We start from the raw sequence: 25,470 nt of genomic DNA, 5'->3' as shown, positions 1-25,470 counted from the left end.
TCAGAAGCCCCGTCGGTGCGATCGACTCTTGGGGCGATTTTTCCCCCCTTCCCCTGTTCTGGGGCCGGGTCGCTGGCTTTTTTTTTGTTCTGCCCTCCCCCCCCCCCCCCCCCCCGCACCGGTCTTACGCGTAGTCACCGATCAGCTCGGCGCCCGTCGTCCGGTCGCCGCGCTCGGTGATCTCGCCGGCCACCCAGGCGCCGACGCCCCGGTCGGCCAGGGTCGCGAGGGCCACCTCGGCCGACTCCTGCGGGACGATCGCCATCATGCCGACGCCCATGTTCAGGGTCTTCTCCAGCTCCAGGCGCTCGACGCTGCCGGTCTTCCCGACCAGGTCGAAGATCGCGCCCGGGGTCCAGGTGGAGCGGTCCACCACGGCGTGCAGGCCGTCCGGGACGACCCGGGCCAGGTTCGCCGCGAGACCGCCGCCGGTGATGTGGCTGAACGCGTGCACCTCGGCCGTGCGGGTCAGCGCCAGGCAGTCCAGCGAGTAGATCTTCGTCGGCTCCAGCAGCTCCTCTCCGAGGCTGCGGCCCAGCTCCGCGATCTCCGACTCCAGGGCCAGCCCGGCGCGGTCCAGCAGGACGTGACGGACCAGGGAGTACCCGTTCGAGTGAAGCCCGGAGGACGCCATGGCGATCACCGCGTCACCCGTGCGGATGCGATCGGCGCCCAGCAGCCGGTCGGCCTCCACGACGCCCGTACCGGCCCCGGCGACGTCGAAGTCGTCCTCGCCCAGCAGACCCGGGTGTTCGGCCGTCTCACCGCCCACCAGGGCGCAGCCGGCCAGCACGCAGCCTTCCGCGATGCCCTTGACGATGGCCGCGACCCGCTCGGGGTGGACCTTGCCGACGCAGATGTAGTCGGTCATGAACAGCGGCTCGGCGCCGCACACCACGATGTCGTCCATGACCATGGCGACCAGGTCGTGGCCGATGGTGTCGTAGACGCCCATGCGGCGGGCGATGTCCACCTTCGTGCCGACGCCGTCCGTGGCCGAGGCCAGCAGGGGACGTTCGTAGCGCTTGAGGGCGGAGGCGTCGAAGAGCCCGGCGAAGCCGCCGAGGCCGCCCAGCACCTCGGGGCGCCGGGTCTTCTTCACCCATTCCTTCATGAGCTCGACCGCGCGGTCGCCCGCCTCGATGTCGACGCCCGCCGCTGCGTAGCTGGCACCGGTTGTCTCAGACATGACTGTGAGAGCTTTCGTGTCGTACTGCGGGGGTGTTACGGGCGACGGATCGCGTCGGCCGCGGCCGTGGCGGCGGGACCGGCGGCCAGCTCGGTCTCCAGGAGCTGCTTTCCGAGCAGCTCCGGGTCCGGCAGCTCCATCGGGTACTCGCCGTCGAAGCAGGCGCGGCACAGGTTCGGCTTGGCGATGGTGGTCGCCTCGATCATGCCGTCGATGGAGATGTAGGCGAGGGAGTCGGCGCCCAGGCTGGTGCCGATCTCCTCGATGCTCATGCCGTTGGCGATCAGCTCCGCGCGCGTGGCGAAGTCGATGCCGAAGAAGCAGGGCCACTTCACGGGCGGCGAGGAGATCCGGATGTGGACCTCGGCGGCGCCCGCCTCGCGGAGCATGCGGACCAGGGCGCGCTGCGTGTTGCCGCGCACGATCGAGTCGTCGACGACGACCAGGCGCTTGCCCTTGATGACTTCCTTCAGCGGGTTCAGCTTCAGCCGGATGCCCAGCTGGCGGATGGTCTGCGAGGGCTGGATGAAGGTCCGGCCGACGTAGGCGTTCTTGACCAGACCGGCGCCGAAGGGGATGCCGGAGGCCTCCGCGTAGCCGATGGCGGCCGGGGTGCCGGATTCCGGGGTCGCTATGACCAGGTCGGCGTCGGCCGGGGCCTCCTTGGCCAGCCGGCGGCCCATCTCCACGCGGGAGAGGTACACGTTGCGGCCGGCGATGTCGGTGTCCGGGCGGGCCAGGTACACGTACTCGAAGACACAGCCCTTGGGCTTCGCTTCCGCGAATCGCGAGCTGCGCAGGCCGTTCTCGTCGATGGCGACGAACTCGCCCGGCTCGATCTCGCGCACGAAGCTGGCGCCGCAGATGTCCAGGGCGGCCGACTCGGAGGCGACCACCCAGCCGCGCTCCAGGCGGCCGAGGACCAGCGGGCGGATGCCCTGCGGGTCACGGGCGGCGTAGAGGGTGTGCTCGTCCATGAAGACGAGCGAGAAGGCGCCCCGCACCTTCGGGAGGACCGTGTGGGCGGCCTCCTCGATGGTCAGCGGTTTGCCGTCCTCGTCGACCTGGGCGGCCAGCAGGGCCGTCAGCAGGTCGGTGTCGTTGGTCGCCGCGACCCGGGTGGAGCGGCTGTTGTTGTCGTTGGGCAGTTCGGCGACCATCTCGGCGAGCTGCGCCGTGTTGACCAGGTTGCCGTTGTGACCGAGCGCGATCGAGCCGTGCCCGGTGGCACGGAACGTCGGCTGGGCGTTCTCCCACACGGAGGCCCCGGTGGTCGAGTAGCGGGCGTGTCCGACCGCGATGTGACCCTGGAGCGAACCGAGCGAGGTTTCGTCGAAGACCTGGGAAACCAGGCCCATGTCCTTGAAGACGAGGATCTGGGAGCCGTTGCTGACCGCGATTCCCGCGGATTCCTGACCCCGGTGCTGGAGGGCGTAGAGCCCGAAGTACGTGAGCTTTGCGACCTCTTCACCCGGAGCCCAGACGCCGAAGACGCCGCAAGCGTCCTGGGGGCCCTTTTCGCCGGGAAGCAGATCGTGATTGAGTCGACCGTCACCACGTGGCACGCCACCGAGTGTAGGCGAGGTCGACCACTGGTCCGAATTGGGGATACGTGCCCTCGACCGGCCCGACCGCTCCGATCACCTTGGTGCTTTCTGCGTTTCCGCAGGTCACCTGGCGTGTCCCGGCGACCGGGCCGTTCCCGGGCCGGGCCGGCGGGAGGCGAATACGAACGATTCGCCGCCGCGATGAGTGAGGTGTCGCACATCATTCGGGCGCGCTGCGGCCGAGCCGGACGAGGTCGCCGTGACCGCTGGTGAGGGTGAGCTTGCCCTGCTCGACGGTACCGGTGACCGTCTGCCCGTCGAGCACCCGGGTGAGCGCCCGCTCGAAGCGCATCCGCGCGGGATCACAGGCCATCTTGGTGGTGCGCAGCGCCCCGAAGCTGATCCGGTCCCCGCGCACCCCGACGCGGGCGCTGAACCGGTTGCAGCCGAGATCACCGGCCGCGGTGCCGTCGGTGCCGATCCTCAGGTGCGGGGAGCCGCCGGCGGGGGCGCCGAGGGTCTCCCCGCCCGCCGTGACGCTCTCGACCCGCCATTCCACCCCGGTCACCGACGCGTTCCCGTCCATGGCACTCCTGTCCGCCTCCCCGGCGGCGCAGCCCGCCAACAGGGGAACCATCAGCAGCCCGAGCCACTTCCCGTGCCGTTTCATGCCGTTTGGACGAGGGCGGGCGACCGCCGGTTCCGCTACCCCAGCAGCGGCAGCAGCCCGCCGAGGTCGGCCCGCTCCCCGCTGGCGGCGACCTGTGCGCCGGCCACGGCGTCCGCCCAGGCCAGGCGGCCGGTCGCGAGCCGGATCCAGGTCAGCGGGTCGGTCTCCACGACGTTGGGCGGGGTGCCGCGGGTGTGCCGGGGCCCCTCCACGCACTGCACGACGGCGTACGGCGGCACGCGCACCTCGGTGGAGCCGCCGGGCGCCTTGACCGCGAGCGCGTCGGCGAGCAGCCGGGTGGCGGCGGCCAGGGCCTGCCGGTCGAACGGCACGGCCGGGCCCGGGACGGCGGCGTTCAGGTCGTCGGTGTGGACGACGAGTTCCACCGTGCGGGTGACGAGGTAGTCGTCCAGCGGCATGGCGCCCGCGTTGGTCTCCAGCAGCCGGCCGCCGGGGTGCTCGTCCAGCAGGGCGCGCAGGCCGTCCTCGGCCCCGGCGAGGTACGCGTCGAGGTCCGGGTGCTCCTCGGCGATCCGGCGCGTGAAATCGGCGATCGCGGCCGAGTTGGCGGAGGTGGCGAAGGTCCAGTCGACCACTTGGACGTCCTGCTTCGGCGGCGCCGGCCGCGCGGCGGCCCGCAGCACGGCGGTGACGCTCATCCCGATGTGCGCGACCAGCTCCCGCACGGTCCACGCCCCGAGCCGGGTGGGCAGCCCGAGCCGCTCCTCGTCCAGCCCGCGCACGGCTTCCCGCACGTTGCCGAACTGGGCGAGGACGGCGGCCCGGGTCTTGGCCGGGTCGTAACTGCGCGCACGCTTCCTGGCTGTTGGCATGCGCCGAGCCTATGCGGACGCGGACCGGGCGAGGGCCGGGGGGCCCGGGGCGGCGGAGCGCGGAAGCCCGCGCGCGGAAACGTGTTCGTGTTTCCGGGCGCGGGCCTCCTCGCCGTACGGGCCGTGGCCCCGAGCCGGTGGGGTTACGCCAGCAGCGCCGGGATCGTCTCCTCGTGGGCCTTGCGGAGGTCTTCCAGGGGGAGGGAGAACTCGCCCTGGATCTCGACCGCTTCGCCGTCCACCACGCCGATGCGGGTGGCCGGCAGGCCGCGGGCGCCGCACATGTCGGTGAAGCGGATCTCCTCCGAGCGCGGCACGGCGACGATGGCGCGGCCGGCCGACTCGGACAGGAGGAAGGTGAAGGCGTCCAGGCCGTCGGGGACGACCAGGCGGGCGCCGATGCCGCCGAGCAGCGCCGACTCCACGACCGCCTGGATCAGACCGCCGTCGGACAGGTCGTGCGCGGAGTCGATCATGCCGTCGCGGGAGGCGGAGATCAGGATCTCGGCGAGCAGCCGCTCCCGCTCCAGGTCCACCGCCGGGGGCAGGCCGCCGAGGTGGTCGTGGACCACCTGGGACCAGGCCGAGCCGCCGAACTCCTCGCGGGTGTCGCCGAGGAGGTAGATCAGCTGGCCCTCCTCCTGGAAGGCGACCGGGGTGCGGCGGGCCACGTCGTCGATCACGCCGAGGACGGCGACGACCGGGGTCGGGTGGATCGCCGCGTCGCCGGTCTGGTTGTACAACGAGACGTTGCCGCCGGTCACGGGCGTGCCGAGCTGCTGACAGCCGTCGGCGAGACCGCGCACCGCCTCCGCGAACTGCCACATCACCGCCGGGTCCTCGGGCGAGCCGAAGTTCAGGCAGTCGGAGACCGCCAGCGGCTTGGCGCCCGTGGTGGCGACGTTCCGGTAGGCCTCGGCGAGGGCCAGCTGCGCGCCCGTGTACGGGTCCAGCTTGGCGTACCGGCCGTTGCCGTCCGTCGCGATCGCGACGCCGAGACCGGTCTCGTCGTCTACGCGGATCATGCCGGAGTCCTCCGGCTGCGCCAGCACGGTGTTGCCCTGCACGAAGTGGTCGTACTGCTGCGTGACCCACTTCTTCGACGCCTGGTTCGGCGACGCCACCAGCCTCAGGACCTGGTCCTTCAGCTCCTCGCTCGTCTCCGGGCGGGGCAGCTTGTTCGCGTCGTCCGCCTGGAGGGCGTCCTGCCAGTCGGGACGGGCGTACGGGCGTTCGTAGACCGGGCCGTCGTGCGCGACCGTGCGCGGGTCGACGTCCACGATCTTCCCGCCGTGCCAGAAGATCTCCAGCCGGTCGCCGTCGGTCACCTCGCCGATGACGGTGGCGATGACGTCCCACTTGTCGCAGATCTCCAGGAAGCGGTCGACCTTGTCCGGCTCCACCACCGCGCACATGCGCTCCTGCGACTCGCTCATGAGGATCTCCTCGGGCGAGAGCGTGGAGTCGCGCAGCGGCACGTCGTCCAGGGTGACGCGCATGCCGCCGGAGCCGTTGGAGGCCAGCTCGGAGGTGGCGCAGGACAGACCGGCCGCGCCGAGGTCCTGGATGCCGACGACCAGCTTCTCCCGGAACGCCTCCAGGGTGCACTCGATGAGCAGCTTCTCCTGGAAGGGGTCGCCGACCTGGACGGCGGGGCGCTTGGAGGGCTTGGCGTCGTCGAAGGTCTCGGAGGCCAGGATGGAGGCGCCGCCGATGCCGTCGCCGCCGGTCCGGGCGCCGTAGAGGATGACCTTGTTGCCCGCGCCGGACGCCTTGGCGAGGTGGATGTCCTCGTGCCGCATCACACCGATGGCACCGGCGTTGACCAGCGGGTTGCCCTGGTAGCAGGCGTCGAAGACGACCTCGCCGCCGATGTTGGGCAGGCCCAGGCAGTTGCCGTAGCCGCCGATGCCCGCGACGACGCCCGGCAGGACGCGCTTGGTGTCGGGGTGGTCGGCGGCGCCGAAGCGCAGCGGGTCCACGACCGCGACCGGGCGGGCGCCCATCGCGATGATGTCGCGGACGATGCCGCCGACGCCGGTGGCCGCTCCCTGGTAGGGCTCGACGTACGACGGGTGGTTGTGCGACTCGACCTTGAAGGTCACGGCGTAACCCTGGCCGACGTCGACCACGCCGGCGTTCTCGCCGATGCCGACGAGGAGGGCGTCCGACCGCGGGGCCTTCTCGCCGAACTGGCGCAGGTGGACCTTGGAGGACTTGTACGAGCAGTGCTCGGACCACATGACCGAGTACATGGCGAGTTCGGCGCCGGTCGGGCGGCGGCCGAGGATCTCCACCACCCGCTCGTACTCGTCCTTCTTCAGACCGAGTTCGGCCCAGGGCAGCTCGACGTCGGGGGTCGCGGCCGCGTGCTCGACCGTGTCCAGAGGCGTCCGGCTCATGCGCCCACCAGCTTCTTGAGGATCGAGGTGAAGAACGGGAGCCCGTCGGTACGGCCCGTACCGATCAGCGGCTCGACGGCGTGCTCGGGGTGCGGCATGAGGCCGACGACGTTCCCGGCCTCGTTGGTGATGCCGGCGATGTCCCGCAGCGAGCCGTTCGGGTTGAAGTCGAGGTACCGGAAGACGACGCGGCCCTCCGCCTCCAGCTTGTCGAGCGTGTACTCGTCGGCGACGTACCGGCCGTCCATGTTCTTCAGCGGGATGTGGATCTCCTGCCCGGCGCGGTAGTCGCCGGTCCAGGCCGTCCCCGCGTTCTCCACCCGCAGCTTCTGGTCGCGGCAGATGAAGTGGAGGTGGTCGTTGCCGAGCATGCCGCCCGGGAGCAGGTGGGCCTCGGTGAGGACCTGGAAGCCGTTGCAGATGCCGAGGACCGGCAGCCCGGCCTTCGCCTGCTCGATCACGGAGTCCATCACCGGCGAGAACCGGGAGATGGCACCGGCCCGCAGATAGTCGCCGTAGGAGAAGCCGCCGGGCAGGACCACGGCGTCGACCTGCTTGAGGTCCTTGTCCTTGTGCCACAGGGCGACCGGTTCGGCGCCCGCGAGGCGGATCGCACGCTGGGTGTCCCGGTCGTCCAGGCTGCCCGGGAAAGTGACGACGCCAATACGAGCGGTCACTTGGCCGCCTCCGCGACTTCGTCGACCCGGACCGTGAAGTCCTCGATCACGGTGTTGGCGAGGAAGGATTCCGCGAGATCGCGGATGCGGGCGAGGGCGGCCTCGTCGACCGGCCCGTCAACTTCCAGTTCGAAACGCTTTCCCTGACGTACGTCCGAGATCCCTTCGAATCCCAGGCGGGGCAGCGCACGCTGGACCGCCTGGCCCTGGGGGTCGAGGATCTCCGGCTTGAGCATGACGTCGACTACGACGCGTGCCACTGGCACTCCCGGTGTGTGGTGCTGAGCAGGTTCCTTCAGACTACCCGCACAAAATTTCTACGCGGGTAGAGTTGGAGGAAAGTACGTGAGGCGCATCACGATCGGGTGTCGAAGCCGCGCGCCCGCGAAAAGATCTGGGAAAGTTCCACAGTCCGCCCGCCCACGCCTATTGCGCCCGGACACGCGGGCGGATTTAGTCGGGCTTCACATTTCATTGCCGGGCACTGTACAAATGAATTGGCAATAGCCGATACTCGGCACGTCGTCGGCGCTGAGCTGTAACGACGTGCCGCACGAAGGGACCGATATTCGTGGCGCAAAAGGTCGTGGTCACTCTCTTTGACGACATCGACGGCTCGGAAGCGGCGGAAACGATCGCCTTCGGACTCGACGGCAAGTCGTACGAGATCGACCTGAACGAAACCAACGCCGAGAAACTGCGCAAGGCGCTCGCACCGTACGTCGAGGCCGGCCGCAAGCGGTCGCGCTCCGGCAAGGCGTACAAGCAGACGGAGGTCGCCCCCGACCCGGCGGCCGTCCGCGCCTGGGCCCAGGCCAACAAGATGGACGTCCCGGCCCGCGGACGCATCCCGAAGAAGGTCTACGAGGCGTTCACCGCCGCCCAGTGAGCCCGCGAAGGGGCGGCTCCCAGGGACCGTCAGGGGCCCCTGGGAGCCGTGCACTTGGGACATACGGGACCCGGGAGGGAGCCGACTTGCGCAACCCCCCCGACGATCGGCTAATGTCTGGGACACGCCGAGGGGCGAGGCCGACAGGCCGGAACCCCGAGGACACGCGGGTGTAGTTCAGTAGCAGAACATCCCCCTTCCAGGGGGAAGGCGCAGTGTGCAATTCCTGTCACCCGCTCTGCACCGCCGACACGACCACTGCCGTGGATCGGGTAGGCTGGTGCTCGCACCGGTCGGTGAGAGCCGATCGGGGGCAGTGCGGACGTAGCTCAGTTGGTAGAGCGCAACCTTGCCAAGGTTGAGGTCGCGAGTTCGAGCCTCGTCGTCCGCTCGGGAATGAGACCCCGGTCCAATGGACCGGGGTCTTTTCGTTCTCCGGCGCCCTTCTGACATTTGTCATGCGCGCGGATGACATCGCGCACTGCCGACGGGCGCCCGCCGCGCGGACGCTGGTGCCATGGACATCGACGGGCACGAGAACGTGATCGAGGTCACCGGCCTCAGGCGCGTCTACGGGGGCGGGTTCGAGGCCGTACGCGGAATCAGCTTCTCCGTGGCACGCGGGGAGATCTTCGCCCTGCTGGGCACCAACGGCGCCGGGAAGACATCGACGGTGGAGCTGCTGGAGGGACTGGCCGCACCGGCCGGCGGCCGGATCCGGGTCCTCGGCCACGACCCCCACCGCGAGCGGGCCGCCGTACGGCCCCGCACCGGCGTGATGCTCCAGGAAGGCGGCTTCCCCGCCGAACTGACCGTCGCGGAGACCGCCCGGATGTGGGCCGGCTGCACCACCGGCGCCCGGCCCCCGGCCGAGGTGCTGGAGCGGGCGGGGCTCGCGGACAAGCACGGGGTACGGGTCAAGCAGCTGTCCGGCGGCGAGCGCCGGCGCCTCGACCTGGCCCTCGCGCTGCTCGGCGACCCGGAGGTGCTCTTCCTCGACGAGCCGACCACCGGACTGGACGCCGAGGGCCGCCGGGACACCTGGGCCCTGGTGCGCGCGCTGCGGGAGGAGGGCACCACCGTGCTGCTCACCACGCACTACCTGGAGGAGGCCGAAGAGCTGGCCGACCGGCTCGCCATCCTGCACGAGGGCCGGATCGCCGCCTCCGGGACACCGGCCGAGGTCACCGCCGACCGTCCCTCCCGGATGTCCTTCGAGCTGCCCCCGGGCCACCTCCCCGGCGACCTGCCGCCGCTCGCCACCCTCGGCGTCCTGGACCACGAGTACGACGGCCGGACCGTCCGGCTGCGCACCCGCGAACTCCAGCGGACCGCCACCGCCGTCCTCACCTGGGCCGCGCGGGCCGGCGTCGAACTGCGCGCGCTGGACGTGCGCTCGGCCTCACTGGAGGAGGCATTCCTCGGGATCGCCCGGGAGCGGGCGGAGGTGGCGGCATGAGCACGTTCCCCACAGCGCCCACCGCGCCCTCCGCGCGCCGGCTGCGGGCGCTGGCCCGGGCCGAGCTGTCCCTCCTCTGCCGCAACCGCGGGGTCGTGTTCACCGCGCTCGTCGTGCCGCTGGTGCTGCCGTTCGGCATGCGGCCGGCCCTGGACCACGTGGACCTGGAGAAGCAGGGCATCGGCGTCGGCTCGGCCCTGCTCACGGCCGGGATCGGCTTCTCGTTCCTCTTCGCCGTCTACAGCGCGCTCGTCAACGCCTACGTGGCCCGCCGCGAGGAACTGGTCCTGAAGCGGCTGCGCACCGGCGAGTTGTCCGACACGGAGATCCTCGCCGGCACCGCCCTGCCCGCCATGACCGTGGGTCTCGCCCAGTCGCTGGTGCTGTGCGCCGGGTGCGCGGCGCTGCTGCGCGCCGGGGCGCCGAAGGCGCCGTACCTGACCCTGCTGGGGCTGCTCGCCGGGCTGGTGCTGAGCGCCGCGCTGGCCGCGCTCACCGCGTCCGTCACCCGGACCGTGGAGAGCGGCCAGGTCACCGCGCTGCCCGTGGTGTTCGGCTCGATGATCGGCTCGGGGATGATGGTTCCCACCGAGGTCATGCCGAAGCCGCTCGCCTCCGTCTGCGAGCTGCTCCCGCTGTCCCCCGCCCTCCGGCTCGTCCGGGGCGGCTGGACCGGCCAGTTGAGCGCCTACGAGGCATTCGGGGCGCTCGCGACCGCGCTGGCCTGGACCGTGGTGGCGGTGGTCGCGGTACGGCGGTGGTTCCGGTGGGAGCCCCGGCGCTGAGGAACGGGGGGCGTGCGTGGTGGTGGGGCCGATACGGCGGTGGCAGCAGCGGCACTGGCGGGAGCGCGGCAAGGCGGACCGGGTCGAGCTGTACACGGTCGTCACCTGGTACGTCACCACCTGGTTCTTCGTCCTGAGCTGGCTGGTGCTGCCGCTGTCCGCCGCACTCGCCCACCACCGGCCCGCGGCCCTCCTCGGCGTCCCGCTGATGCTGGTGGCGGCCCTGCAGTGCGCTGTCGCGAACCGGCTCACCCGGCCCGCCCTCGACCACTACCTGGGACGCGCCCGGCTGCCGGCCGGCGCCCACCGCGTCCCGGCCGCCCTGCTGGTCCTCTCCGTGGCGCTGATCGCGGCCCTCGCCGCGGTGGACGGGACCGACCGGGGGACGGCCCGGCTGGCGCTCGGCGCGGTCCTGCTGCCGTTCGCGCTGCTGTACGGCCTCACCGTCCCGGTACGGGTCTACCTGCGCGGCGCGGCCGTGTGCTCGGTGCCGCTGGCGGCCGCCCTCTGGCTCGCCGACCCCTCCGCCGCCGGGCTGCTCGCCACCGCTCTGGTCACCGCCTTCATGGCGGTGTTCGCCCAGCTCGCCTGCCGGTGCGGGGCCTGGACGCTGTCCGTGCTGTGGGAGGCGGAACGCGCCCGCGAGGTGGAGGCCCGGCTCGCCGTCGCCGAGGAGCGGCTGCGGTTCGGCCGGGACCTGCACGACGTGCTGGGCCGGAACCTGTCGGTGATCTCCCTCAAGAGCGAGCTGGCCGTCCAACTGGCCCGGCGGGGAAGGCCCGAGGCGGTGGAGCAGATGATCGAGGTGCAGCGCATCGCCCAGGAGACCCAGCGGGAGGTGCGGGCCGTCGTGCGCGGCTACCGGGAGGCCGACCTCGGCGCCGAACTCGCCGGGGCGCAGGGCGTGCTGGCGGCGGCCGGGATCGACTGCGAGGTCCACGCGGAGACCGGCGGACTGCCCGCCGAGGTGCAGTCCGCGCTCGGCTGGGTGGTGCGCGAGGCGGCCACCAACGTGCTCCGGCACGGGGACGCGGGCCGGTGCCGGGTGGGGCTGACGGTGCGTGAGGGGCAGGCGGTGCTGACGGTGGAGAACGACGGTGCCGTGGCGGCGCCCGGGGACGGGGGCGGCGGCTCGGGACTGGCCGGACTGCGGGAACGGCTGGCCGCCGTGGGCGGGACCCTGGAGGCCGGCCACGTCGGCACCGGCCGGGACCGGTTCCGGCTGATCGCGGAAGTACCCCTGACCACGGTGGGAGGAGTCGCCTCATGAGCGGCCCGGTACGGCTGCTGCTCGCCGACGACGAGCATCTGATCCGGGGCGCGCTGGCCGCGCTGCTGTCCCTGGAGGACGATCTGCTGGTCGTCGCGGAGGCGGCGAGCGGGCCCGAGGCGCTGGCCATGGCGCTGGCGCACGCGCCCGACGTCGCCGTCCTGGACCTGCAGATGCCGGGCGCCGACGGTGTGAAGGTCGCCACATCGCTGCGCGCCGAACTGCCCGGCTGCCGGGTGCTGATCGTCACCGGGCACGGCCGCCCCGGGCATCTGAAACGGGCGCTCGCGGCCGGTGTGCGGGGGTTCGTCCCGAAGACGGTCAGCGCCCGGCGGCTCGCCGAGATCATCCGCACCGTGCACGCGGGAAACCGTTACGTGGATCCCGAGTTGGCCGCCGACGCGATCTCCGCCGGGGACTCCCCGCTGACCGCGCGGGAGGCCGAGGTGCTGGAGCTGGCCGCCGACGGGGCACCGGTCGCGGAGATCGCCGAGCGGGCCGCGCTGTCGCCGGGGACCGTGCGGAACTACCTCTCCTCGGCCGTCACCAAGCTCGGTGCCGAGAACCGTCACACGGCGGTGCGTCTCGCCCGCGAGCGAGGTTGGGTATAGTTGCTCTCGCGCCACGGCGCAACGCGGACGTAGCTCAGTTGGTAGAGCGCAACCTTGCCAAGGTTGAGGTCGCGAGTTCGAGCCTCGTCGTCCGCTCCACGAAAAAGCCCCCGGTTCTCCGCCGGGGGCTTTTCGCGTACCCCCGGCTTTCGCCGGGGGCTCGCGGGCTACGACCAGCCGGTGCCGGTCAGCCGCTCGTACGCCTCCACGTACTTCTGCCGGGTCGCGGCCACGACCTCGTCCGGCAGCGGCGGCGGGGGCTGCTCGCTCCGCCGGTCCCAGCCGGAGGCCGGCGAGGTCAGCCAGTCGCGCACGAACTGCTTGTCGTACGACGGCTGGGCGCGGCCCGGCTGCCACTCGTCGGCCGGCCAGAAGCGGGAGGAGTCCGGGGTGAGGACCTCGTCGGCGAGGACGAGTGTGTCGCCGTCGAAGCCGAACTCGAACTTGGTGTCGGCCAGGATGATCCCCCGGTCCCGGGCGATGTCCCGGGCCCGCGAGTACACCGCGAGCGTGGCCTGGCGCAGCTGGGCGGCGGTCTCCGCGCCGACCTGGCGGGCCACCTCCTCGTAGGAGACGTTCTCGTCGTGCTCGCCGACCTCGGCCTTGGTGGCCGGGGTGAAGATCGGGGCGGGCAGCTCGGAGCCGTCGACGAGTCCCTCGGGGAGGGCGAGGCCGCAGACCGTGCGGGACTCCCGGTACTCGGCGAGGCCGGAACCGGTGAGGTAGCCCCGGGCCACGCACTCCACCGGGACCATCTTCAGGGACTTGCACACCAGCGTCCGGCCCGCCCAGTCGGCCGGGGCGCCCTCGGGCACCTCGGTGCCGACGACGTGGTTCACGGCGAGGTCGCGCAGCTGGTCGAACCACCACAGGGAGAGCTGGGTGAGGACCCGGCCCTTGTCGGGGATCTCCGTGGGCAGCACCCAGTCGTAGGCGGACATGCGGTCGCTGGCGACCATCACGAGGTCGCCCGCCTCGTTCTGGTACAGGTCGCGCACCTTCCCGGTGTGCAGGTGCACCAGGCCCGGAACCTCGATCGGCTCGGGCTTTTCTACGAATCCGGACACGGTTCCTCCCCGTGGCTCTGTCCAATGCACCCGATTCTCCCGTACGGGGCCGATCGGGCGCGCCCGGGGGTCAGTCGCGTTTGCAGATGCGGTCCAGCAGGTTCGCCGTGGCGCGCTGGACGCGGGCGTCCACGTGGCCCGGGCGGTCCAGGGCCGGGGACCAGGCGAAGGTCCCGGAGGCGAACACCCAGGCGCCGGAGGGGGCGCGGTAGAGGGACGTCTCCTGGTGGCGCAGGACGCCGTCGGCGTCGGTGTACGGGGAGTGGGCGAGCAGGATCCGTTCGTCGTGCTCGGGCAGCGCGGTGCGCGGGAAGTAGCGGTCCGCCTCGCCGGCGACCAGGTCCTTGATCTCGTCGCCCTCGTGCGCGCCGGTCGCCTCCCACAGCCAGTGGCCGCCGTTGCGGACGATCAGCGGGCGCGGCTCGGGCACCTGGCCCGCGTACTGGATGCCGACCAGTTCCTGTTCGGGCCGGTCGATCTCGCGCCAGAGCACCGGCTTGCCGGGCCCCTTGCGCTTGCGGCAGGTCAGCAGCCGGTCCGGGACGCCGGACGGGGACGGGGCGAGCTCCACCTGCCAGTACATGGTGTTGGCGGAGAGGAAGACCAGGGAGGTGCCCCGGTCGCGGGCCTCCTCGACGGCCCGGCGCATCGGCACCGACCAGTACTCGTCGTGGCCCGGGAAGACCAGGCCCCGGTAGCGGGTGGGGTCGATCCGGCCGGCGTGCAGATCGCGGGCGTCGGCGTAGGCGAGGTCGTAGCCGTAGCGCTCGGCCCAGCGGATGAAGTCGTAGGCGTGGCCGACGTGCAGGGGCAGGCCCGCGCCCGCGTACGGCCGGTCGAAGGAGACCGTGGTGGCGGCGTCGGCCTCGCCGAGGAGACGGCCGTGCTCGTCCCAGGCGTGGTAGAGGCTGGCGCCGGTGTGGCCGTCCTCCGGGTAGAGGTTGTACGCCTGCCAGGTGACGTCGGGCAGCAGCAGGAGCAGATCGGCGGGGTGGCTGTCGCGGACCGTGAAGGGCACGTGGGAGCGGTAGCCGTCGGCGGTGGTCAGAACGGCCACGTAGGCGCCGATGCTCCAGTAGGAGGGCACCTGGAGGCGCCAGGACAGCCACCAGTGGTGGCAGGAGACCGTGCGGTCGGCGGTCAGCGGCGGGGGCTGGACGATGCCGGACAGGCGCGGGCTGGTGGTGATCTTCGCCGCGCCGTCGCCGCCGTAGTGGCCGATGCGGTAGATGTCCACGAAGAACTCCTGCGGCGGGTCGACCGTGATGTGGAAGTCGATCGCCTCGCCGGGCGCGACGGCGCCGCTGGACGTGAAGCCCTTGATCTGGCGGTGCACGTCGTCGGCCGAACGGGGGCCGGAGGAGGAGGTGCGGGGGGCGGGGGCGCGGCGGCCGGCCGCCCCGGCGGCCTGCGGGCAGGCGTCGACGTACCAGGGCATCACCTTGCCGAAGTCGTCGATGTACGGCTCACTGCCGCGCAGCCAGGGCACCGGGCCCTGGCCGAAGGGATCCGTGACGCCATGCGCGAGTGCTCCGGACTCCCAGCGACGAATGTGGTCCGAGGCCATGGTCGCTCCCCTCCCTCATCCCCCCGTGTCTGTCTCGGTGGTGCCCGCTGAGCGGTGATGCTCCGCCGTGCTCGGCCGCGCTGTCGTATGTCGCGCGCCATTGCCAAAGGCGTGGTCGGTCCCAGCACATCACATTACGCACGGGGCCGGTCACTACTCGTTGCGAATTGACCTGAAGTGGAAGACGCGTTTCCGCTACGGGGGAGAGAGCGGAGGCGGCTTGCCGAAAGGTGCGGTGGCTGCGGTGGCCCGGCCCGGTTCCGGCCCGCGCGGCGCGGGCCGCGGCGGGATCACACGAGCCGTACGGGCTTTTCGGGGCGTATCCCGAACGCGGTGAGCCAGTCGCGCAGCGGGCGCGGGTCGCCGTCCTCGATCAGGGTGAGCACCTTGGGCGCGAGGTCGGCCGCGCGTTCGCCGTCCAGCAGCAGGGAGGGGCCGTCCAGCCAGTCCAGGGCGGGGACGGCGCCGGCGGTGTCCACGGCCGCGCAGCACACCATCGCCGTGACGTGGTCGGCGAGGAGTTCGCGGGCGGTGCGGTGGGGCTGGAGCGGGAACGGGGGCAGGCCGTAGTCACCGGGGGCCCACGCGGTGCCGTCGGGGCCGTGGGGGGCGCCGGCGGCGCCCTTGCGGTCCTTGCCCTTGCGGGCCTGCTGCGCGCGGGCCTCCTCGCGGGCCAGCTCGGCGGTGAGGAGGGCGGCCAGGGCGACGCTGCGGGGCGTTCCGGGCTCCGCCTCGGCCTCACCGTCGGCGTCCACTTCACTCCCACCCGTACCACCCGCGCGTGTGACGTCGTCGAGGACCGGAGGTTCCTGCGGGTGGCTCCCGCCGTCGGCGGCTCGGGAGTGGGGCGGGGCGGGGGACCCGACGGCGGCTTCCCACGCCGGGGCCGTGCCGGGGGCCGGCCAGTCCAGGGATGCGCCGGGGGCCGTCTCTGCCGGGGCGCTGCCGTCGGCGCTCTGCGTCTCGGGCCCGCCGCCGGGGGCCTGTGGGACGGTCTGTGGTCCCGGCCTGCCGTCGGGGGCTTGCGGGGCAGCCTGGGTCAGGGGGCCCTCGGGGGTCTGCGGGGCGGTCTGTGCCTCGGTCCTGCCGTCAGGGGTCTGCGGGGCAGCCTGGGCCAGGGAGCCCTCGGGGATCTGCGAGGCGGGTTGGTCCAGTCGGCCTTCGGGAGTCTGCGAGGCGGGTTGGTCCAGTCGGTCTTCGGGAGTCTGCGAGGCGGTTCGCGGCTCCGGCCCGGCGTCGGGGGTCTGCTGGGGGGCCTCGGTGGTGGCCCGGGTCGCCGGGCCGGCCGGTGTCTCCCGCGTGGTCTCTCGCGCCTGTTTCCCGTCGGTCTCGAACCCGAGCGCGGGCTCGTCGTCGGCTTCGGGGGCGGCGGTGGTCAGGTGGTTCAGGACACGGGCGAGGGTGGGGCCGCCCGGGTCGCGATGGCCGGCGGCCGGGGCGGGGCGGACGCCCAGCGAGTCCAGGGCCCGGTGCAGGCGGGCCGCGTCGACGCGCCAGGTGCGGTCCACGACCTCCTCCGGGTACGCCTGCCAGTCGACCGGCGCCCAGTCGGAACACGGCTCGGCGGGGCCGCCGTGGAAGAGGCGGGCGGCGAGCAGGGACGCGGCCTCGTCCACCGTGCCGGGCTCCTCCAGCAGGTCGCAGGCCGGCCGCTCGCCGAGCCGGGAGGCGAAGCCCTCGGCCAGCCGGTCGCGGCGGGACAGCTCGGTGAGCGCCGCCACCACGCCCGCGTCCAGCCGGGACGGCCAGCGGCCCATGCGCCAGGCGGGCAGCGCGACCCTGGTCAGCAGCCGGTCCCAGCCGGCGTAGGCCAGCCCGACCTGCTCCTGGGCGACGATCCGCAGGCCGTAGTCGACCGCCTGGGCGCGTTCGGCCGCCGCCGCCGCGACCCCGCGCTCCATCAGCGTCGCGTGCTCCTGGCAGCCGCGCAGCAGCAGCCGCGCCACCCAGCCGACGGCCGCGCACAGCCCCCGGGCCGGCGGACGGCGGCCCGGGGCCGAGGTGACCGCCACGGCCGCGTCCAGCCCGCGCACGAAGCGGCGGGCGGCCGCTATGTCGGGGTGCGCCGAGGGGCCCGTACTCGCGATGACCGGGGCGAGGACCGCGCGCAGCTCGCCGACGCGCATCCACCACAGGAACGGGGAACCGATGACGAGGACCGGCGGGGTCGGGGTCCGGGGGGACGCCGGCCGGCCGGGTGCCGGACGCGGGGGCGGGCCGTGCGCCGAGTGCGCCCGGTCCTCCAGCCAGCTGTCGCAGTCCGGGGTGAGGGCTATGGCCGACGGGGCCGGCACGTCCAGGCGGTCGGCGAGGTCGCGCACCATCCGGTACAGATCCGGGGCGGACTCCTCCGGGATCGGCACCGTGGGGCTGGTGGCGGGGCGGGCCCGGGCCACGACCAGGGCGACACTCGCGGCGGTCAGCAGCACCAGCACCGCGAGCGCGCCCACGGCCCAGCGGGCGGCGTCCCAGCCCGGGCCGGCGAATTGGCCGGTGGAGGCGCCGGTCAGCAGGATCACCGCGGCGCCCGCGGGCAGCAGCGCCACGCCCAGCGCGCGGCCCCGGACCCGCAGCACGGCGAGGGCCCGGGAGCGCGCGGCCTGCGCGCCCGCCTCCACACCGATTCCGTTCACGTGCCGATCTCGCCCCCTCCCTGCCGCTCGCGTGCTGTCCTGGTGGTGCTCACTCCCCCACTGTGGCACCCGTCACTGACATCGCAATGCCGGTGGGCCAAGTGCCGGAACGCTTGCGCGGCACCCTAGTTGGGGCCCGGGTCCCCGTCAGCCGGATAGCCGATTGCTCACTCGATGGAATGGCTTTGGTCAGAGCTGGGTGACAGACAGCAAGGGTCAGGCCCCGGATCGTGGATCCGGGGCCTGATGGCAGAACCGCAGGTCAGAAGGGCAGGGGCTCAGGCGTCCGCGGACTGCGCCGCCTTCGCCGCGATGTCCGTGCGGTGCTGCGAGCCGTCCAGCCCGATCCGGCCCACCGCCCGGTACGCCCGCTCGCGCGCCTCGGCCAGGTCCTTGCCGGTGGCGGTGACGGACAGCACGCGTCCGCCGGCGCTGACGACCGCGTCGCCGTCCCGCTTCGTGCCGGCGTGCAGCACGTAGGCGTGCGGGGCGTCCTCGGCGGCGACCGCGTCCAGCCCGGTGATCGGGTCACCGGTGCGCGGGGTGTCCGGGTAGTTGTGCGAGGCGACGACGACGGTGACCGCCGCGTCGTCGCTCCAGCGCAGGGGGGGCAGGTCGGCCAGGTTCCCGGTGGCGGCGGCCATCAGCACGCCGGCCAGCGGCGTCGCCAGGCGGGCCAGCACGACCTGGGTCTCCGGGTCGCCGAAGCGGGCGTTGAACTCGATGACCCGGACCCCGCGCGAGGTGATCGCGAGACCTGCGTAGAGGAGCCCGGAGAAGGGCGTGCCCCGGCGGCGCATCTCGTCCACCGTCGGCTGGAGCACGGTCTGGAGCACCTCGTCGACCAGCTTCGGGTCGGCCCACGGCAGCGGCGAGTACGCGCCCATGCCGCCGGTGTTCGGGCCCTCGTCGCCGTCCAGGGCCCGCTTGAAGTCCTGGGCGGGCTGGAGCGGTACGACGGTCTCCCCGTCGGTGACGGCGAAGAGGGACACCTCGGGGCCGTCGAGGAACTCCTCGATCACCACCTGCTCGCAGCCGGCCGCGTGCGCCTTGGCGGCGTCGAGGTCGGAGGTGACGACCACGCCCTTGCCGGCGGCGAGGCCGTCGTCCTTGACGACGTAGGGGGCGCCGAAGGCGTCCAGGGCCTCGGCGACCTCGTCCGCGCCGGCGCAGACGTAGGAGCGGGCGGTCGGCACCCCGGCCGCCGCCATGACGTCCTTGGCGAAGGCCTTGGAACCCTCCAGCCGGGCGGCCTCCCCGGAGGGGCCGAACACCGGGATGCCGGCCGCGCGGACGGCGTCGGCGACACCGGCGACCAGCGGGGCCTCCGGGCCGACGACGACCAGCTCGGCACCGAGGCGGGTGGCGAGTCCGGCCACCGCCGCGCCGTCGAGCGCGTCGACCGGGTGCAGCTCGGCCACCTCGGCGATGCCGGCGTTGCCGGGGGCGCAGTACAGCGCGGTGACGTCGGGGTCGAGGGACAGGGAGCGGCACAGGGCGTGTTCGCGGGCGCCGCCGCCGATGACGAGGACCTTCACGGGGTCAGCCTAATGGCAAGGTCGCCGAAGCCCGGGCGCCGGGTTTGTCGGAGCTTCCTCCAAAACGACGCCGGCTACGCCCGTCTCCGGCCCCCGGAGCGGGGGTTTCCCGCGAGACGGCGTGCCTGCCTCGGGGCCCGCCCGCCCGCGGGCTACTCGTTGGAGAACTCCTCCACGACCGTCGCTCCCAGCTCCCGCACGATCAGCTCGTGACCGGACAGGGCCGACTCGTCCAGGTCCGGGTCGTCGTCCTCGGGGATGTCGTCCTCGAGGGCCACGGGCGGGGGCTCCGGGGCGGCGGCCGGCTGGGGCGGCGGCACGGGACCGGAGGAGGCCGGGGCGCTGTGCCGCGGGGCGGTGGCCTGCGGGGCGGCCTGGGGCGCCGCGGGGCGGGGGGCGGCCGGGGCGCCGTAGCCACCACCGCCGGGAGCGCCGCCGTAGCCGCCGGCGGGGGAGCCGCCGTAGCCGCCGCCTCCGCCGTGGCCGGACGCGCCGCCGCCCGGAGACTGCGGGGCGCCGCCGCCGGACGGGTCGATGATCGCCTCGATCTTCCACTGCACGTTGAACTGCTCGGCCAGCGCCTGCCGCAGCACGTCCTCGCTGCCGCTGCCGGAGAAGTTGTCCCGGGCGCCGGCGTTGACGAAGCCGAGCTGGAGGGTGGTGCCGTCGAAGCCGGTCACCTGGGCGTTCTGGCTGAGCAGGATCCAGGTGAAGCGACGGCGGTTCTTGACGGCCTCCAGGATGTTCGGCCACAGCGCGCGGGGGTCGAGTCCCCCGGTGGGCGCGGGCGCCGGGGCCTGGGGCGCCGGAGCGGGCGCGGGTGACGCGTGTCCCGGCTGCTGCTGGGGCTGCTGCGGCTGACCGGTGCCCTGGCCCTGACCGGGCCGCCCGCTCGCCGGGGCGGCGGCCGTGGGCCAGCCACCGGGGCGCCGGCCGCCGCCGGCGGGGGCGGCGGCGGGCCAGGCACCGGGGGCGGGGGCGGGGGCGGCAGGACTCTGCGCCGCCGCGGGGGCCGGGGCCGCCGGGGCGGGGGCCGCCGCCGGCGCGGCGGGAGCGGCGGGCGCGGGGGCGGGTGGAGGCGCCGGTACGGCGGAGGCGGGCGGGACGGCCTCGGCCGGACCACCGGGAGCCGCCGGGACCCCCTCGGCACTCGGAGCGCCCGGGACACCGGGGCCCCGGACGGCCGCGCGGGCCGCCGCCGGGCCCCCGCCGGGCGGCACGGACACCGCACCCACGCCCGTGCCGGCTCCTGCCGCCGGAGCGCCTCCGTGGGCCTCGGGGCCCGGGACGTAGCCCATGGCGGGCGTGCCGCCCCCGCCGGAGAAGCCGATGCCGCGTTCCAGGCGGTCGAGGCGGGCCATGAGGGACCGCTCGTCGCCGTAGGCGGCCGGGAGCAGGACGCGGGCGCAGATCAGTTCCAGCTGGAGGCGGGGCGAGGTGGCGCCGCGCATCTCGGTCAGGCCCTCGTTGACGAGATCGGCGGCGCGGCTCAGCTCGGCGGCGCCGAACGTCTCGGCCTGGGCCCGCATCCGCTCCAGCACGTCGGCCGGGGCGTCGAAGAGGCCCTTCTCCACGGCGTCCGGCACGGCGGCGAGGATCACCAGGTCGCGCAGCCGCTCCAGCAGGTCGGCGACGAAGCGCCGCGGGTCGTTGCCCCCCTCGATGACCCGGTCGACGACCTCGAAGGCGGCGGCCCCGTCACCGGTGGCGAATGCCTCCACGACGGAGTCGAGCAGGGAGCCGTCGGTGTAGCCGAGCAGGGAGGTCGCCATGGCATACGTCACACCGTCCTCGCCGGCACCGGCGAGGAGCTGGTCCATGACGGACATGGAGTCACGCACGGAACCGGCGCCGGCGCGCACGACGAGCGGCAGCACGCCGTCCTCGACCGGGATGTCCTCCTTCTGGCACACCTCGCCGAGGTACTCGCGCAGGGTGCCCGGGGGCACCAGCCGGAACGGGTAGTGGTGGGTGCGCGACCGGATCGTCCCGATGACCTTCTCGGGCTCGGTGGTCGCGAAGATGAACTTCAGGTGCTCCGGCGGCTCCTCGACGACCTTCAGCAGCGCGTTGAAACCGGCCGACGTGACCATGTGGGCCTCGTCGATGATGTAGATCTTGTAGCGGCTGCTCGCGGGGCCGAAGAATGCCTTCTCGCGCAGCTCGCGGGCGTCGTCCACACCACCGTGAGAGGCCGCGTCGATCTCGATGACGTCGATGGACCCCGGCCCGTTGCGGGCCAGGTCGAGGCACGACTGACACTCCCCGCAGGGGGTCGGCGTGGGACCCTGCTCACAGTTCAGGCAGCGGGCGAGGATGCGCGCGCTGGTCGTCTTGCCGCATCCGCGGGGGCCGCTGAACAGGTACGCGTGATTGACCCGGTTGTTCCGCAGCGCCTGCTGCAGCGGGTCGGTGACATGCTCCTGCCCGATGACCTCGGCAAAGGTCTCCGGGCGATAGCGGCGGTACAGCGCGAGAGACGACACGCATACGAGGTTAATGGGGCGCACTGACAACGGGCCCCGCCCGCGGATCCGGACCCACGGCCCGGGGAACGCAAGGGCCCCCCACGCACCCGCCAGAGCCGACCTACCCTTGCTGCCTTCCGGCCCTGGGGGAGTTCAGTCAGATAGCGCCGCGTGAGGGGCTGTGCCCCACAGTACCCGATGGCGGCCCCCGGACCGAACCCGATCGCCCGGCCCCCCGCACCCGGGGACGGCCTGCGGGAACGGGTTCGCGAGCACTCCCCTCGGTCATGTAATGTTCTCGGCGGAGGATTCGCCTAGAGGCCTAGGGCGCACGCTTGGAAAGCGTGTTGGGGGCAACCCCTCACGAGTTCGAATCTCGTATCCTCCGCCAGTGCCTCACCGGGCACGATGTCGAAGGGCCCCCTGGAAACAGGGGGCCCTTCGACGTTGTCCCCAGACGTCGTCATTCCACTCCGGACGACAACGCGGCCCTAGTAGTGTGCAGTCCAGGCAGCGGCCGTCTTCCGTGTGATCCCGGACGAGCCGCCGGCCCTCCTCGTGGACGAAGCCGACACCTCTTCGGCAGCCCCGCTCGGGAGAAGACACTTGGCGAACAACCCGTTGAACCTCGACGAAGTCGGCGAATGGTCGGGCCTCTGGTGGCTGCCCGAAGATCCCGACCGGCGGATACCCGGTGTCCTGCGGTACTCCCCGGACGACGGCCTGGTGCTGTCGCTGATCGGTGCGTTCGAAGACCGCATCATGTCGACGCCCTCTCCTGGAATCACCGTGTTCCACCAGGGGAGCCGGCAGTGGGACGTCATCCATGGCGCTGCCGAGCAACGGGAGATCTCCCTCCTCGGCTGTTTCCCGAAGGACGGGAAGCGAACGATCGGCGCGCGGGTGAAGAGCCCCGACAAGCAGACCGTGGTGGCGATGACCGCCCTCGTCGGGGCGCACGTGAGCGGTGAGGACGACGCCGTGTTCTCCGCCGCGGAGATCGCCGTCGAGGACCTCGGCTTGTGGGCCGCGTCATCGGTGTTCGAGGGGTTCGTCGGCACCGCCGACGGCAGGTTCGACGGGACCGGGAGCATCTCCGTGAAACCGGTGGAGACGCGGTCGGCCCTGGTCGACGGGATCGAGTTCCAACTGCAGCACCAGCACACCGTGCCCTTCTTCGACCAGCGCAAAGGCGGCACCGTCGGGCGCATGCACGACACGGTGTTCGTACGCGTCGTACCGCCCACCCCGTATTCCCTGGCCGGCGCGCGGGAAGCGGCCGGCCTGGTGCAGGATCTCGTCTCGCTCGCGACCCATCGAGCCGCCGGCTTGATCTGGCTCCGGCTCGAGGTGGCGCAGACGGAGCCCGCGCCGCTGCCGGACGGCCGCCCCGCGCCGAGGCGACGCGCCGATGTGCTCTACTCGCCCACCGCACTCGGCAGGGGAGACGCCAAGGCGGTCGACCACCACCGTGTCTTCTTCACCTGTGCGTCGCTCCCGTTCGAAGACGTGGTGCCCCGCTGGTACGAGGCACACGGCCGGCTGCGGGCGGCCACCAGCATGATCCTGGGCCTGCGCTACGCACCGGCCCGCTACGTGGAGAACAACCTCCTGACGGCGGTGGGAGCCGCCGAGGTGCTGCACCGTGGTCTGCGCATCGACGAGAAGCCGTTTCCCAGGGCGGAGTTCAAGGCGATGCGGGACGCCATGCTCAAGCAGGTGCCGGAGAGGCACCAGGAGAGGTTCAAGGGGGTCATCCGCAACGACCCGACTCTCCGGGACCGGCTGTACGCCCTCGCCGCGCGCCCCGACCAGGACGCGATCGCGCTTCTCGTCCCGGACGTGGACCGGTGGGCCGAAAGGACCACTCGGGCGCGCAACGACCTGACGCACGAGGGAAAGACGCCGAATCACCGCGTGGAAGAGCTGATTGCCGTCGTGGAGGTGACCACGGCAGTCGTCATTCTCAATCTTCTGCACGAACTCGGCCTGCCTGCCCGGCGGCAGAGCGAGATCGTGCGGGAGCATCCCCAGCTCAGGGCAACCGCCAACGTCGCTCGCGAATGGCTGGTCCCGCCCGACGCCGTCTCCTGAGACTCCGTGTGACCGACGTCCTCAGCCCCGCGGAAGCTCCCTGGGCCTGTGGCGTTCGCCCTTCCACGGACTGGCGGATCACGTTCAGCGGTGCCGACACCGTCACCTGGTCGACCTCCGACACCCGGACCGTGGCCTTCAGGGTCCAGGTGCCGGGGAAGGGGAGGGTGAAGGCGTCGGCGGCCCAGTAGCCGCCGCGGTCCGTGAGGCGGGTGTCCAGGGGGCCCAGGCGCTGGGCGGGGAGCGTGAGGGTGATCCGGAGCGCGGGGACCGAGGACAGGCCGCCGTCGGGGCCGTAGACCACCGCCTGGACCGAGTTCCGGCCGGTCCGGCCCGGGTCCAGGGTGATCTGGACCGTGCCGTGGCCGCCGGAGGCGCCGGTGTCGAAGGGGACCGTGGTGACGGAGGCGGTGGGGACGCCGGCCGGTACGGGCGCGGACCCGGAGGCCGACGCGGCCGCCTGCTCCGCCGCCGCGCGGCCGGGGACGGTGCCGGTCAGGAGGGTGGTCAGCGCCAGGACGACGGTGGCCACGGCCGCCTCCGCCAGCACCGAGCGCCGCAGCGGGCGCGCGTCGCCCACGGTCGGGGCGGCGGCACCGGTCGGACGGGTGGTCCAGGCGCGGGAGCGGGCCGCCGCGAGGAGCAGGGCGCCGATCGCCGCCAGTTTGGCCAGCAGCGTGTGCCCGTACGCCGTGCCGGTCAGCGCCTGCCAGGAGCCGAGGCCGCGCCAGGACTGGTAGACGCCGGTCAGCACCAGGACCGTCACCGAGGCCGACGCCAGCCGGGAGAAGCGGGCCGGGACCCGGGCGGGGAGGGGACCCGGGGCGCGCCGTAGCGTCCACAGGAGCGCGGCCAGGCCGCCCAGCCAGACCGCCGTCGCCAGCAGGTGCAGGGTGGCCGAGACGATCGCCGCCGGGACCTGTATGCCGGCCGCGGCGTGGCCGGAGGCCGGCCAGGTCAGGCAGAGGGCGACGGCGGTGCCCGTGCCGGCCGCGAGGGTGGCGCGGCGCGGGAGCCGGACGCGGCGGGCGCGCGGCAGGGACGCGCCGGCCGCCACCAGGAGGAGCAGCGCGATGCGGGCCAGGAGCAGCAGGCCGGGGCGGGTCGTCGCGGTGTGGGTGAGGGCGGCCGCGGTGAACGCGGTCGCCGGGGCGGTGCCCCGCTCGTACGGCGCCCGCAGGAGGTAGCCGGCGGCCGTGGCGGCGAGCAGGGTGCCTCCGGCGGCCAGCGCGGGGGTGCGCAGGGGGGCCGTGACGGGCGGGCGGCAGTACGCCGCGAAGGCGGCGGTGCCCAGGAGCAGGGCCAGGGAGAGGTGGGCGAGGTGGCGGGCGATCGTGTGCAGGGCGGTGGTGGCCGGGTGCTCCGCCGGCTGCGCGGGAGGCGCCTCCGCTGCCGCCGTGCGCTCGCCGACCGAGAAGGTGAGGGCGCCGGACACCGGGTGGCTGTCGGCCGACACCACCCGCCAGGCGACCGTGTACGTCCCGGGGCCGAGGCGGGCGGGCAGGGTGACCCTGGCGGTGTCGGAGCGGCCCGGGACGTGATCGGCGGGGGCGGTGCGGACGCGGTGGTTGCCGGGGTCGTAGACCCGGAAGGAGTCGGTCGGCAGGCCGACCGGCTCGCTGAAGGCCAGCGTGACGTGGCGGGGCGCAGTGCGCAGCACCGCCCCGTCGGCGGGTTCCGTCACCCGCGGCACGGCGTGGGCGCGGGCGGGGGCGGCGGCACCGAGGAGGAGACCGCAGAGGAGACCGCAAAGGAGGACGGGGAGCAGAAG

The 25,470-nt window shown here is 73.2% G+C and carries 19 protein-coding genes, 4 tRNA genes and 1 other RNA gene; 10 read left to right on the top strand and 14 right to left on the bottom strand.

What is annotated here, in order from left to right; all coding sequences use genetic code 11:
- Positions 1-124: 124 nt before the first annotated feature.
- The 7 genes from purM to purS all read right to left on the bottom strand — a co-directional run bounded on the left by purM (position 125) and on the right by purS (position 7,578).
- Positions 125-1,189, bottom strand: a complete 1,065-nt coding sequence (gene purM, locus ACZ63H_RS05965) for a phosphoribosylformylglycinamidine cyclo-ligase (RefSeq protein ID WP_469862528.1) — start codon at positions 1,187-1,189, stop codon at positions 125-127.
- A gap of 35 nt (positions 1,190-1,224) precedes the next feature.
- A complete protein-coding gene (gene purF, locus ACZ63H_RS05960; RefSeq protein WP_469862526.1) occupies positions 1,225-2,754 on the bottom strand; it encodes an amidophosphoribosyltransferase in 1,530 nt (509 codons plus the stop codon).
- A gap of 202 nt (positions 2,755-2,956) precedes the next feature.
- A complete protein-coding gene (locus ACZ63H_RS05955) occupies positions 2,957-3,406 on the bottom strand; it encodes an META domain-containing protein (protein WP_469862524.1) in 450 nt (149 codons plus the stop codon).
- Between the two features lie 35 nt (positions 3,407-3,441).
- The gene (locus tag ACZ63H_RS05950; RefSeq protein ID WP_469862523.1) at positions 3,442-4,239 is read right to left on the bottom strand and encodes a maleylpyruvate isomerase family mycothiol-dependent enzyme; all 798 of its coding nucleotides are present in this window, start codon (positions 4,237-4,239) and stop codon (positions 3,442-3,444) included.
- Positions 4,240-4,382: 143 nt separating this feature from the next.
- Positions 4,383-6,641 (bottom strand): phosphoribosylformylglycinamidine synthase subunit PurL, encoded by a 2,259-nt coding sequence (gene purL, locus ACZ63H_RS05945; protein WP_469862521.1) that lies wholly within the window; start codon positions 6,639-6,641, stop codon positions 4,383-4,385.
- Complete coding sequence (gene purQ, locus ACZ63H_RS05940; protein ID WP_469862519.1) at positions 6,638-7,318, bottom strand: phosphoribosylformylglycinamidine synthase subunit PurQ; 681 nt, start codon at positions 7,316-7,318, stop codon at positions 6,638-6,640. Before purQ ends, purL begins: the two co-directional genes overlap by 4 nt.
- Positions 7,315-7,578: a phosphoribosylformylglycinamidine synthase subunit PurS gene (gene purS, locus ACZ63H_RS05935; RefSeq protein ID WP_014673609.1), complete on the bottom strand. Its 264-nt coding sequence runs from the start codon at positions 7,576-7,578 to the stop codon at positions 7,315-7,317. Before purS ends, purQ begins: the two co-directional genes overlap by 4 nt.
- 311 nt (positions 7,579-7,889) lie before the next feature.
- Here purS and ACZ63H_RS05930 point away from each other — a divergent pair, with 311 nt between their 5' ends.
- The 8 genes from ACZ63H_RS05930 (at position 7,890) to ACZ63H_RS05895 (ending at position 12,431) form a co-directional block, all read left to right on the top strand.
- A complete protein-coding gene (locus tag ACZ63H_RS05930; protein WP_318202584.1) occupies positions 7,890-8,207 on the top strand; it encodes a histone-like nucleoid-structuring protein Lsr2 in 318 nt (105 codons plus the stop codon).
- Positions 8,208-8,373: 166 nt separating this feature from the next.
- A tRNA-Gly gene (locus ACZ63H_RS05925) sits at positions 8,374-8,445 on the top strand.
- A gap of 80 nt (positions 8,446-8,525) precedes the next feature.
- Positions 8,526-8,598, top strand: a tRNA-Gly gene (locus tag ACZ63H_RS05920).
- Between the two features lie 126 nt (positions 8,599-8,724).
- Positions 8,725-9,666, top strand: coding sequence for an ABC transporter ATP-binding protein (locus ACZ63H_RS05915; protein WP_469862517.1), 942 nt, complete (start codon positions 8,725-8,727; stop codon positions 9,664-9,666).
- Entirely contained in the window at positions 9,663-10,451 is a 789-nt protein-coding gene (locus tag ACZ63H_RS05910) for an ABC transporter permease (RefSeq protein WP_469862516.1), read from the top strand. Before ACZ63H_RS05915 ends, ACZ63H_RS05910 begins: the two co-directional genes overlap by 4 nt.
- 16 nt (positions 10,452-10,467) lie before the next feature.
- Positions 10,468-11,721 (top strand): sensor histidine kinase, encoded by a 1,254-nt coding sequence (locus ACZ63H_RS05905; RefSeq protein ID WP_469862514.1) that lies wholly within the window; start codon positions 10,468-10,470, stop codon positions 11,719-11,721.
- The gene (locus tag ACZ63H_RS05900; protein ID WP_469862512.1) at positions 11,718-12,332 is read left to right on the top strand and encodes a response regulator; all 615 of its coding nucleotides are present in this window, start codon (positions 11,718-11,720) and stop codon (positions 12,330-12,332) included. Before ACZ63H_RS05905 ends, ACZ63H_RS05900 begins: the two co-directional genes overlap by 4 nt.
- A gap of 23 nt (positions 12,333-12,355) precedes the next feature.
- Positions 12,356-12,431, top strand: a tRNA-Gly gene (locus tag ACZ63H_RS05895).
- Between the two features lie 68 nt (positions 12,432-12,499).
- On the opposite strand, the gene ACZ63H_RS05890 is transcribed toward ACZ63H_RS05895, so the two are convergent.
- The 6 genes from ACZ63H_RS05890 to ffs all read right to left on the bottom strand — a co-directional run bounded on the left by ACZ63H_RS05890 (position 12,500) and on the right by ffs (position 21,789).
- Positions 12,500-13,399 carry a phosphoribosylaminoimidazolesuccinocarboxamide synthase gene (locus ACZ63H_RS05890; protein ID WP_469862510.1) on the bottom strand — a complete coding sequence of 300 codons (900 nt, stop codon included), beginning with the start codon at positions 13,397-13,399 and terminating at the stop codon, positions 12,500-12,502.
- Positions 13,400-13,469: 70 nt separating this feature from the next.
- Positions 13,470-14,966 carry a N,N-dimethylformamidase beta subunit family domain-containing protein gene (locus ACZ63H_RS05885; protein ID WP_469862508.1) on the bottom strand — a complete coding sequence of 499 codons (1,497 nt, stop codon included), beginning with the start codon at positions 14,964-14,966 and terminating at the stop codon, positions 13,470-13,472.
- 290 nt (positions 14,967-15,256) lie between these two features.
- The gene (locus tag ACZ63H_RS05880) at positions 15,257-17,599 is read right to left on the bottom strand and encodes a hypothetical protein (protein ID WP_469862506.1); all 2,343 of its coding nucleotides are present in this window, start codon (positions 17,597-17,599) and stop codon (positions 15,257-15,259) included.
- Positions 17,600-17,877: 278 nt separating this feature from the next.
- Entirely contained in the window at positions 17,878-19,137 is a 1,260-nt protein-coding gene (gene purD, locus ACZ63H_RS05875; RefSeq protein WP_469862505.1) for a phosphoribosylamine--glycine ligase, read from the bottom strand.
- Positions 19,138-19,289: 152 nt separating this feature from the next.
- Positions 19,290-21,623, bottom strand: a complete 2,334-nt coding sequence (locus ACZ63H_RS05870) for a DNA polymerase III subunit gamma and tau (RefSeq protein ID WP_469862503.1) — start codon at positions 21,621-21,623, stop codon at positions 19,290-19,292.
- A 69-nt stretch (positions 21,624-21,692) separates the two neighbouring features.
- Positions 21,693-21,789, bottom strand: an RNA gene (gene ffs, locus ACZ63H_RS05865) — signal recognition particle sRNA small type.
- 119 nt (positions 21,790-21,908) lie between these two features.
- Here ffs and ACZ63H_RS05860 point away from each other — a divergent pair.
- Positions 21,909-21,996, top strand: a tRNA-Ser gene (locus tag ACZ63H_RS05860).
- A 215-nt stretch (positions 21,997-22,211) separates the two neighbouring features.
- Positions 22,212-23,699 (top strand): ApeA N-terminal domain 1-containing protein, encoded by a 1,488-nt coding sequence (locus tag ACZ63H_RS05855; RefSeq protein WP_469862502.1) that lies wholly within the window; start codon positions 22,212-22,214, stop codon positions 23,697-23,699.
- On the opposite strand, the gene ACZ63H_RS05850 is transcribed toward ACZ63H_RS05855, so the two are convergent.
- The gene (locus ACZ63H_RS05850) at positions 23,641-25,467 is read right to left on the bottom strand and encodes a copper resistance CopC/CopD family protein (RefSeq protein ID WP_469862543.1); all 1,827 of its coding nucleotides are present in this window, start codon (positions 25,465-25,467) and stop codon (positions 23,641-23,643) included. The two genes, ACZ63H_RS05855 and ACZ63H_RS05850, sit on opposite strands and share 59 nt — an antisense overlap.
- Between the last annotated feature and the right edge of the window lie 3 nt (positions 25,468-25,470).

It is taken from the genome of Streptomyces sp. NPDC104831 (assembly GCF_055583025.1).
This window is presented reverse-complemented; position numbering and strand designations above follow the sequence as displayed.